Origin of the sequence: Flavobacterium sharifuzzamanii (genome assembly GCF_003254585.1) — a bacterium.
Taxonomy (GTDB): Bacteria; Bacteroidota; Bacteroidia; order Flavobacteriales; family Flavobacteriaceae; genus Flavobacterium; species Flavobacterium sharifuzzamanii.
In genome coordinates this window covers 68,007-79,916 of sequence record NZ_QJGZ01000030.1, presented here as the reverse complement: position 1 = coordinate 79,916, position 11,910 = coordinate 68,007, and the positions used below count along the sequence as shown (strand labels likewise).

General features: G+C 32.9%; 6 protein-coding genes. 3 read left to right on the top strand and 3 right to left on the bottom strand.

Features of this window, described 5'->3' with window-relative positions; genetic code table 11:
* The first annotated feature begins 364 nt into the window (after positions 1-364).
* The 3 genes from DMA14_RS01615 (at position 365) to DMA14_RS01605 (ending at position 3,199) form a co-directional block, all read left to right on the top strand.
* Positions 365-775 (top strand): group III truncated hemoglobin, encoded by a 411-nt coding sequence (locus DMA14_RS01615; RefSeq protein ID WP_111422606.1) that lies wholly within the window; start codon positions 365-367, stop codon positions 773-775.
* Between the two features lie 76 nt (positions 776-851).
* Positions 852-1,298: a hypothetical protein gene (locus DMA14_RS01610; protein WP_111422605.1), complete on the top strand. Its 447-nt coding sequence runs from the start codon at positions 852-854 to the stop codon at positions 1,296-1,298.
* A 137-nt stretch (positions 1,299-1,435) separates the two neighbouring features.
* Complete coding sequence (locus DMA14_RS01605; RefSeq protein ID WP_111422603.1) at positions 1,436-3,199, top strand: aromatic amino acid hydroxylase; 1,764 nt, start codon at positions 1,436-1,438, stop codon at positions 3,197-3,199.
* Positions 3,200-3,483: 284 nt separating this feature from the next.
* On the opposite strand, the gene DMA14_RS01600 is transcribed toward DMA14_RS01605, so the two are convergent.
* From DMA14_RS01600 to DMA14_RS01590, 3 genes are all read right to left on the bottom strand, one after another.
* Entirely contained in the window at positions 3,484-4,113 is a 630-nt protein-coding gene (locus DMA14_RS01600; protein ID WP_111422602.1) for a DUF4230 domain-containing protein, read from the bottom strand.
* A gap of 221 nt (positions 4,114-4,334) precedes the next feature.
* Positions 4,335-6,650, bottom strand: coding sequence for a translocation and assembly module lipoprotein TamL (gene tamL / locus DMA14_RS01595; protein WP_111422600.1), 2,316 nt, complete (start codon positions 6,648-6,650; stop codon positions 4,335-4,337).
* A complete protein-coding gene (locus tag DMA14_RS01590) occupies positions 6,634-11,745 on the bottom strand; it encodes a translocation/assembly module TamB domain-containing protein (protein ID WP_111422598.1) in 5,112 nt (1,703 codons plus the stop codon). The genes tamL and DMA14_RS01590 overlap by 17 nt, the downstream gene beginning before the upstream one ends.
* Positions 11,746-11,910 lie beyond the last annotated feature (165 nt).

The window sequence follows — 11,910 nt, the reverse complement described above, 5'->3', positions numbered from 1 at the left end:
TTGGCTTGATAATTAGCTTTTTCTTATTTATTCAGTTTTATTTTATTAAAACATCACAATATTATGAGTATTTTTACAACATTCTCATTTTTTTAACTTTACAAATACACATCAAATTAAAAAAACAGATATAACAAAAACTCATCTTATTGTTTTTCAAAACACTGAAAAACAATATTTTAAAAAATTAAAAATCATAAAAAACTTACCTATTAAAATCGAAATAACTCATCATAAAATAAAAAATCTATACAATTCCTTACAAAATGTGAATTTGCCTAGCAATTAAAGGGCATATGACAATTATCAGGAAGGTAAAAGAAAGATATATTGTATTTTTGCAGCTTACTTAAAATACAATAAAATGACTGCTTTAAAAGATATTTCGACAATAGAAGACATTCAGCAAATGGTTAACAGCTTTTATGCTAATGTTAAAAAGGACGATTTAATTGGGCCGATATTTAATGATAAATTACAAGATCGTTGGGAACCTCATCTTCAAAAAATGTATAATTTTTGGCAGACAATATTATTTGATGTGAGAGCTTACTCTGGAACACCTTTTCCTCCACATAAACAATTACCGGTAGACAAAACACACTTTGACCGCTGGATTGCCATTTTTAATTCCACGATCGATTCCCAATTTGCTGGGCCAATAACAGAAGAAGCCAAAATGCGTGCTACCAATATGGCTTTTATGTTTAGCCATAAAATTGAGTATTTCAGAAATGCAGAAAATGAAATGAGAAATACAATAAAAAAATCTTAAAGAATTTCTTTCAATTAAAAAGCAGAACTTTATATTTGATAAAATGAATTAAACCCAAATCTATATTCTTTTATTTATGAAAAAAGTAATTTTCTTTATTGCAATCTGTTTCTCATTTTTAAACCAATTATCAGCACAATCTCAAACTTCAGCTTCTAATCTATATAAAGGAACTATTGACGGAAAAACTCCTATAACAGTTTACATTAAAACAGAAGATAATCCTTGTACAGCCGATTTAATGTATACTTCTATGTATTGTCAGAATAAATCGAAAAACTGGATTCAGCTTAATGTTACTCAAAACAGAAAAAAAGAAAATGAATTTGTGTTAGTTGAACAAGGATTTAGTGGTGTTTTGATTTTACAAAAATTAGGAGATACTTTCACTGGTATATGGATTAGTCCAGACACTAAAAAGCAGTTAAAAGTTGATCTCAAAGAAGCTTCGATGACTAAAAAAGAACTTGAAAACTTCGAAAAAACAATGGAGAAAGTGAATTATGAAAATAATGACTGCTAAAATTCCATTTATTTACAGCTTTGCAAAATCTATAAAAATGCAATAAAAGTCAATTTCAAATAAAAATTTTGTGATGGATGATAAAAAATCGAGCCATAAATTCGTAATTTTACATTTTAATCTACAACGTTTTCGAAATGAATCCAAACATTGAAACCAATCCGTTATTAGAGCGATTGCCTAAACATTTACAGCAATTTATTAAACCTCAAGATTATAGCGATTACACTCCTATCAATCAGGCGGTTTGGCGATATGTAATGCGCAAAAATGTAGATTATCTTTCTAAAGTTGCTCACGATTCTTATCTAGAAGGTTTACGTAAAACTGGTATCGAAATCGATTCGATTCCGAGCATGTACGGCATGAATCGAATCCTTAGCGAAATTGGCTGGGCAGCAGTTGCCGTTGACGGATTTATTCCGCCAAATGCTTTTATGGAATTTCAGGCTTACAATGTTCTAGTTATTGCGTCTGATATTAGACAATTGGAACATATTGAATATACTCCTGCTCCAGATATTATTCACGAAGGTGCTGGCCACGCTCCTATTATTGCAAATCCTGAATATGCGGAATATTTAAGACGTTTTGGCGAAATTGGATGTAAAGCGATTTCTTCTCACAAAGATTATCAAATGTATGAAGCCATTCGTCTGCTTTCTATTTTAAAAGAAGCCGAAGATACTCCGCAAGAAAAAATCGACGAAGCTGAAAAAGCAGTTGCCGATTTGCAGAATGATATGGGCGAATTGTCTGAAATGGCGCAAATTAGAAATCTACATTGGTGGACTGTTGAATATGGCTTGATTGGAACTGTTGAAAATCCGAAAATATATGGTGCCGGATTACTTTCTTCGATTGGCGAAAGCGCCCACTGTATGACCGATAATGTAAAGAAAATTCCTTATGATATTTCAGCTACGAATCAGAATTTTGATATTACGCAGTTACAGCCACAGCTCTATGTAACTCCTAATTTTTCTTATTTAAGTTTAGTTCTGGAAGAATTTGCCAATAAAATGGCTCTGCGAACTGGAGGTCTTTCTGGAATTAAAAAACTGATTCAATCAAATGCTTTGGGAACTATTGAATTAAGTACAGGTTTACAGATTTCAGGAGTTTTCACGAATGTTATTGAAGAAGAAGGAAAACCTGTCTACATTCAAACTACAGGAAAAACAGCTTTGGCTTACCGCGAAAAAGAATTAGTCGGTCACGGAACATTAACTCATCCACATGGATTTGGAAGTCCGATTGGGAAGCTGAAAGGTTTCAATTTAGCGATTGAAGATATGAGTCCGAAAGATTTACAAGCTTATAGTATTGTAGAGAACGAAACCGTAAAACTTGAATTTGAAGGCAATATTATTGTTGAAGGTGAAATTATTACGGGTTCTAGAAATCTTCACGGAGAAATTATTTTAATCAGTTTTAGAAATTGCACCGTAACTCATGGAGAAACTATTTTGTTTCAACCTGAATGGGGTAACTATGATATGGCAATTGGCAAAAAAGTGATTTCTGCTTTCTCTGGCCCAGCCGATGTAAATAGTTTTGACTTGATCAATATTGTTCCTTCAACTAAAACGATCAAAGCAAAACATACTGAAAAGCGTGATGAATTGGAACATTTATATGCAACTGTTCGCGAAATCAGAACTAATAAATCTTCTAAAACAGAACTTCAAGCTGTTTTTGAAAAGCTTAAAAATAACCATTCAAACGATTGGTTATTGTCAGTTGAAATTGCTGAGCTTTTGAAGGATTCAGACGAGAAACAGCTTTTACAGGAAGTTTTGGTTTATTTAGATCAATTGAAAGAAAAACGTCCTGAAATTGCACATTTAATTTCTGGAGGATTGGATTTGATTTTTGATAATTTGCCACAAAGGCACTAAGACGCGAAGTTTTTTTTACTAAGTAAAACGTACCGTTTGTCATTTCGACGAAGGAGACCCGAGCGATAGCGAACAGGCGAAGCAAATCTCCGCAAGTAACTCCGCAACGAAAAACCAATCTTTGTCGAGCTTCTCGTGGAGATTTCTCCTTCGTCGAAATGACAAAATTGTGGAAAGTCTGTTTGTGAAAACTATCCAAGAATTTGGTGCTAAATCATTTTAATCCTTTAATCTGTGGCAAAAAAACTTTGCTACTATGTTCCTTTGCCTCTTTGAACCTCATCTTACAATTTCAAATCCTGAGTCAATTCTGTTTCAGATTCAATAGTTTTTCCGTTGTACTGTAGTTTCCAACCCATTGAATTGGTCATGATTAAAATCTTAGACAATTCACTTATAAGTCTATTTTGGGCGTTGGTTTTTAGAGTAGAATTTTCGATTTTCTTAGCCAAATTAGCTTTTACAGATTTATTGATTTTATTGTAATCATCGCCTGTAAACGGATTCAGTTTGCTTTGTTCAACATCATAAAACTGAATATCTGGATTTATAGTAATTTCTTCTTTCGGAATATTTAAAATCGTAATGGTTTTGTTTTTTTCATCAATATCATATTTCATTTGATGCAAATCGTAAGCTACAGTCACATTTGCATTGACCACAATAAGTGCTTTTTTCTCAAAAGAAATCATGTCCATCAAATACTTCTGCTGATTTTTATAGGTAATGACTTCTGAAAAATGCCCTTCGGTAACAACTAATTTCCCAACGTTAAGAATCTGCTGCTGAATTAAATTGGTATTGTACTGAATATCTGAGTCGTCGTCTTTCTTAAACTGGCAATATTTAAATCCCAGAACAATTATTAAAACGATAACTCCAACACCTATAATTCTTTTGATCAAGTTTTGCATTCCTCTAAAATATTTTAGACCAATTTACTCCTTTTTTTAGTTTTTTTTGCCACGAATTCACGAATTTTCGCTAATTCCTTTGGGTTTAAAATATGGAAGAATTTCACAAATCAAATTCGAAAAATTCGGCCTAGCTAATCAACAGATTAAAAATAATTTGTGAATTGCTTCGCCTGTTCGCTATCGCTCGAGTCGTGGCTAATCGACCCCGGCAAATAAATTTAAAATGGATATCCAATTGCAATATTCAAAATTAGATTGTCTTTTCTCCAAGAACTGCTTCCAAAATTAATATCATCAATCACCCAACGTTGTCCATCTGGTAAAGCAGGATTTCTAAGTGGAATGGCTAAATCGGTTCTTAAAATCAAGAAGGATAAATCGAAACGTAAACCTGCTCCTGCTCCAACAGCTATCTCTTTCATAAAATCTTTTGAGATTTCTGCTCCCGGTTTGTTCGGATCAGCGTGTAACAACCAAATATTACCAGCATCAAGAAAAACTGCGCCTCTTACAATACTGAAAAGTTTTGCACGATATTCGGTGTTAAATTCCAGCTTTAAATCGGCTGATTGATCGGGTGTATAATTATCGCTTGTATTTGGCGGAATAACATAACTTCCCGGCCCTAAAGTTCGTGCTCTAAAAGCTCTAATACTATTGGTTCCTCCTACCACAAATTGTTTGGATGCTGGAAGCGTATTCGAATTTCCATAGGCAAATCCTGCCCCAACAATCAATCTGCTGGCTAATTCACTTTCCTTTCCCAATTTTAAATAATGCCTGAAATCGGATCTGATTTTGACATATTGGCTAAATGGGACGTCAAATATTTTTATCGTATCATTTTTCTTAATATTGGCTCCAGTAAGCGCCCCTGTTAAATTTCCAGCCAAATCCAATTCACCATTAAAATAGATTGTATTCTTTTTACGCTTCTGCATGGTATTGGTATAGGTATAATTGTAAGTTGGTCCAAAAACCAGCTGCTTTTCAATTACTTTTCCTAATGCTGGATCAGTTTTAATGTCTTCCATATATTCTGGCGTTACATGGTTCGGACTTACATAAGTCACATCTATTACATTCAATTGATGTTCTTTACGAATGTTTTCTTTCCACATGTAACCAAAAGAAGTATTAAAAGAATTCAAAGCATACAGTTGCGTTCTTTTTTGATACTCGTAACGCAAAGTTGCTTTGGTTCTTGGCACATACTCGCTATTTCCTTCAATATGAAAAGGCGTTATAAATCTTGGCCAAGTTAAACTAACTTCACCTCCAAGTTTATAAATATTTTTTCCTTTATTAGTTCCTCCCAACTGAAAATCGGCGCCACCAAAAACAGAAGCCGTAAACAATTCAGCTCCCTTTAAAAAATTACGATTGTTCCAGTTTAAATTTAATTCTGTACCGGTATAACTCGCAGAATTAGTTTTTCCAATCACTTCAACACGAATAAACTTTTTAGGTAAAAGTGTCAGGAAATAATATGAATCTAAAGCATTCGGAATAGAATCTGATGGTTTAAATTCGTTCTTTACAAAACTGAAAGTTCCCAGATTTACAAATCGGTTTAAAGTTAGGTTATGATCTTTTCGATTGTAAACATCTCCTTTTTTGAAATAAATCGTTCGATCGTAAATCCTTGGCTTGAAAGTATCTGTCGTGTCAATTATAGTGAGATCTTTGTATTGCGTGATATTTCTTTTTCTGTAAACCGCACTATCATTCGTTAGAGAATAATTAGGATATACAAAGATTTTATCTATTTTATACGATGTCAAAGCTTTTATAGGCGTATCGTCTTTTATAACCAATCTTATTCGCACTTCATGATCGCCTTTACTGCTGTCTACTTTTGCCAGAATATAATCTGGATTAAAATAGAAATAACCTTTTTCTTTTAACCTGGCATCGATCCTTTCTCTTTCCGCTTTTATCACATCCAAATCGTACGGATTTCCAACTTTCAGGAGACTTCTTTTATGGCTTTTCGCTATAATTTTTGACATTTTTAAAGAATCATCTGGAAATGTAACGCTTTTTATAATGTATTGTTTCCTAGGCGTAACCGTATATTCGGCCGTCACTCTTTTATTTCGAACAGTCGAATCGGCACTTACACGGGTTTTAAAATATCCTCTGTTTTCTGTAAAATTTCGTAAAACTGAAGCATTATAATCCAAATCAACTTTACTGAAAAGTACTGGCGGTTCTCCAACTTTATTACGAAGCCAATATCTTGTTCCTTTGTCTTTTTTAGGTTGTCCGGCCAAATTGTATATCAAAAGTTTAGGCCTCAATCCAAAAATCTGTTTGTTTGGTTTTGGTCGCAATAAACCTTCCAATTCTGTTTCCAGTGCTTTTCGATCTTTCTTTTTCATAATCGAATCTTTTATCGTAACAGAACCGCCTGTATAAAGCAACTCTCCATCAGGAAGGTATTTCGTATTACTGCATCCTAAAACAAAAAACAAGGAAAGCAGCACGATATACTTTAAATATATAATTCTATGATTATGTCTTTTGCTCATTTCCTTCAATAGTTTTTTCGTCTTCGTTCTCTTGCAGTTTTTCTTTTTCTTTCTCTTCTTTCTTTTTTTGCTTCTCTTTTTCTTTACGGACTTTCTCTTCTTTAATCAATTGTTTTTCTGCTTCGGTACGATGAAAAAGTTCTCTGAATTTGTTGTAACTCATCGTAATAACAAAAGCAACTCCTGTCTCGATAACTTGCCCTTCAACTGCAACCTGATATTGATTTTTGCGATAAGCGCGAACCATATAACGACCGTCTTTTGTTAATTGATAATCTAATGCTACATCTCCCGCAATATTGGTGCTATCCTCATTGGCACGCTCTTGTCCTTCAACACCAAAACTGCTTCCAACAGTAATTTTCAATCGATCATCTAACAGTTTTTTAGAAACTTCAACATTTAGATCGGTTCTGTTCTGCATGGTTCCTGTTGTATAATCTTCTGTCGATTCTAAATCAAAATTGACCTCAAATCCTTCAATTAGATCTCCCGCCAGATTATTTAATTGTTGCGAAAGTATTTTACTCACACTCTGTCTCGCAAAAGATTCTGCATTTATACCGCCACTTTCACTCGCAAACGGATTTTCACCCACAAATCGGTTCAATAATAAAAGTGCAAAAACTTGTTTGTTGAGTTCTGCCGGATCTTGCTCTAATTGTTTCAGTTTTGCCCGTGTCATATCTACAACATTTGAAGCAACATTATAATTCCCTTCTGGAAGCACAATTCCAAATGAGATTTCTGGCTTCATCAGTTCTCCATTCATTTTCAGTAAAGTCTGAAAAGGAAGTTTTTGCTTGTAGGTGTTTTGTACGGCTTGAGTTTCTCCTTTTATCTGATTTCCTAATAAATCAATTGGTGCTGTGTTCACCTTATAAATGGCTGTAATATTTAATGTTGCCATTGTAGGTTCGCCGTTCCAAGTGATAAAACTTCCTTTTTGAATATCAAATTTTCTTTTGATTCCGTTAAAATTCATTTCATAAGCACCATCCGAAAACTCATATTTCCCCGTCAAAGTTGTTTTTCCTGATTGATCGATTCCGCCGACCAATTCTGCTTCTCCTTTCAAATTCAAATAATCGCCATTAGATTTGTCAATCAGCAAAGTTAATTCTGCTTCTTTATTGATCGAAATGGCCACATTAACATCCATTCCTTTCAATTCTGATTGATTCAGTTTGTTCTGCAAATCAACCGTTTGTTTCAAATACATATTGTCTTCATCAACAAACTCTACAATTCCCTCACGATCGGCAATTGAAGGATCTGACTGCGGCATTACAACTGTAAATTTGGTTTCTTTATTGATCTTAATGGTTCCGTCAATAACTGGACTATCCAAATTTCCTTTTATATTCAGTTTTGTGTCTAAGAATAAATCTCCGTAAAATAAATCGTTGTCTTTTTCTTTAGAATGAATCGCTCTAAAATCGTCTGCTTCAACCAACAGATTGAAATTATATTTGACAAAATCTGGAGATTGAATAGTTCCATTTACAAACAGTTCGTTATCGTTTTCATCAAAAAGAGAGAATTTATCAAATGCAATGGTCCCATCATTAAAAGTAATTTTTTCGTTTTTGGTTTTAAAATACGAATTCAATTGTGTCACTCTAAAACCAGCATCATTAAAAATCAATTCTCCATTAACTTTTGGAGCTGAAGTATTTCCTGTCAGTTTGAAATTTCCTGATGAAAAACCTTGCCCTTCAGTAATATTTCCCATGCTGAAACCTTGGATACTTTTGATATAAAGTTTATTAATCACTACATCAAAATCAAAATTTCCAGTATCTAACAAATAATCTCCCGTTAGTTTTAAGTCATTCCCTTCATCACTCAAAGCCACATTCGCAGCAAGCGTATTGGCTGTTTTGTTATCTACTTTTATTTCTAAATCACCAACTTTTGATCCTTTAAAAGTAAAATCATCAATTTTTAAATCTGAAGTAAAAGTTGGGTTTGTCATTACATTTTCAACCAATGCATTTCCGTTTATCAAACCTTGCATCAATAATTCATCTTTTTTAACCATGTTCATAATGGTTTCGATTTTGAAGTTGACAAAATCGACTTGCAACGGCGCATTGTCTTGTGTTCCTTGAGATTGAATTTTTAATTCATTTCCGTTATTACTCAAATTGAATTTATTGATATAAAGTCGTTTTTCTCCAAACTCAATCGCATTTTCAGGATCAACATTCCACTTATCATAATTTAAAATAAAGCTGTCTGGATTCAGTTTTAAAACATTCTTAGAATCTTCTGCTTTAAATTCGCCCGCAATAAAATATTGCTGTTTCTGTTTTGCATCTTGAACTTCAAGCGCATAAGTCAGAATATTATTCTGTACATTTCCTGACAAACTTGTAAACGGAATTTTTAAAGAACCACTTTCAATTGTTGCAACAGAAACTAAATATTCCAGCGCATTTTCTTTGGCTTCAATATTGATTTTTCCATCCGAAATAGTATTTCCTCCATAAACAATTCTCGGTATCGTTCCTTTTACCGTCAAGGAATCAGTTTGATTATTATAATTCCCTTTTATTGTAAAAGGCTCTAATCCCGTTAATTTTGGCAACAATTTAAAAAGTACAGGATCATTATCGACTTTAAGCATAAAAGCCAATCTTTGCTCATCTGATTCTGCATTGACTTTAGGATTTTTAAGATCAATATATTTTGACAATGATTTTTGAAGTGAGTTTGCCAAAGTCGTCAATTTGTATTTTCCGGTCACTTCGGCCTTTAAAAATTGAGACGAAATTTTAATCGAATTACTGTCTTTATCTGCAAAAGCCAAAACTTGAATCGAATCTAAAACAATCGGTTCCGCATCTTGCAAAACTTGAATGTTTGAAAGAAATACTTTTCCGTTTAAGAAATCAGGATTGCTATTGGCTATATCTGCATCAACATTTCCGCGAAGCTTCATTGGGCCAGCATGAAGATTTAGTTTTTCTAAATCGGCAATATCCAGATTCAACTTTAGTTTTACTGTCGGATATTTATCTTTTGTGTCGCCAGAAGCTATTAAATCGAAATTTAGATTCGGATCTTTCATGCCTGATTTCACAGCAAAAGAACCATTTTCTATATTTCCTTTTAAAGCTAAATCTTTATAAGTGTATCGATTAAAAACCGCTTTCTGTACCAAACCATCAATAGCTGCATTTGCGGTTTTTGGATCTAAACCAGTTCCTTTAACTTTCGCTTTAAGCGTAATTTTTCCGATAGAATCGTTTTTAATTAAACGTCCTAAATCGAATTCCTGCAAAGAAACGTCTGCGTCGTATTTTTCTTTTTTCTTAATACGCTGATCAAATAAAGCATCCACTTTTGCATTTCCATAACTGCTTGTTAAAGCCATATTGGTTTTAAAACTCTGAACAGAGCCCTTAAATTTCCCTTGCAAACTTAATTGAGATGGCAGCTGAATATTCTTCGGAATTGTTCCCGCCGGCACAAACATATTAATGTCTTTTGCCGTGCTCGAAATCTTTTTAATATTCAAATCGTAATACGCTTTTTGAGCGTCAGGCAATCCTGCAATTTTACCCGAAAGGGAAACTTTTGTAGAACCAATTCCGCTCATTTCAAACTTCGAAATATTCAAATCTTTTACCTTTCCGCTCATACGACTATCCACATACAAAATCGCGTTCGGATTACTTTTAAACGGATTTGTATTTTGAAGATCGGGAACAAACAAAAGAATGTCCTTGAAACCAATTTTAGATTGTTTAAAATTGGCATCAATACCTAGATTTCCTAAATCTTTCTGAAGTGATTCAAGCGATTTATATTCAGCTTTAATTTTATCCTGAACAAGAGTTTGCGGTGTCTTTAGATATAAATTTTCTAGCGAAGCATTTTTAGGTCCGTAAAAGAAATCGGTTTTGAAAGATTGAATCTGCAAACCGCTTTTTTCGTTTATGGTAAGTGTTTTTATATTTCCTGAAATCGTATCATTTCCATAATATAGTTTCTCGGCTTTAAAATTGAATTTATTAAAATCCAAATGCGCATAATCAATTCCTTTTGTTTTAGGTTTTGATTGCATATCATCAAACTTGAAAGCAATATTTTCCAGATTGGTTTTATTGAGTTTAACCTTCCAGCCTGCTTGTTTTATAGCTGTTGTATCTAAATCTGGAGTTTGAATTTGTTTGTCTTTTGCTCCTAATCGTAGATTTCCGCTAAGATTTTTTACTTCGAAAGTATTAAAATCTAAAAGCTGTTTATTCAAGTCGATTTCATTTACCGCCAAATTTAAATTCCCTAAACGAATGCTTGAATTGAGTTTAGAATCTTTGTTATCGTATAAAATATCGATTTTAGATAAAGTGATTTTATTCAATGCCAATTTAAAATCCGGCCGTTTCGAGACTGTATCAACTGTTTTAACTGAAACTTCAGCAATTTTCTCAACAACATCTTGATCTAAAACTACTTTTAAACCAATCAAATTAATGTTCGGAATATTAAAATCCATTTTATCAAGATCGAACTTTTTAAATTTGGTATCAAAATGCGTCAAGTTCACTTTGATATCATTCTTCGAAAAATCGTCTTTAAAATTGAATTTAACCTGATCGAGATTTACTTTTACAACTGAAATTTTAAACGGCTTAGCATTGGGATCTTCTACTTTTGGTTCTTTTGATTCGAATGCTTTTATGATATAATCAAAATTGAAAACACCATTTTTATCTCTAGAAATATTGGCTTTTACATTTTCCAATGAAACAGAATTGATTTCGAGTTCACTGCTCACCAATTTAAAAAGGTCAACATCAACCTCTAATCGTTTACCAGCCAGCAAAGTATCTTTTTTTTGATCTTCAAAATAAAAACCTTCCAGAACTACATCTTTAGGAAATTTAATTAGAATTTTATCTAAAGTAACTTTGGTTTTAATCTTACCTTCAAGATAAGTAATCGCTTTGTCTTTGACGAAATTCTGAACCGAAGGAACTCGAATTAAGATTATTAAAAGCAATAGTAACGTAATCACAGAAACCACGCACCACATTAGGATACGAAGTGTTTTTTTAAGAAAATAAACAGGTTTCTTATTCATACGTCAATAAAATCGGTTTAGATTAAAATTGCTTCTGAAAAAAGCAGGGTTGCACATTTTACAAAAATGTAAAATTTAAACCTTAACAATTTACATAATTATGAGGAATTATTCTAAAATTTTACTGGTAAATGATTTGTGAAGACCAATAAAAAAGCCAAACAA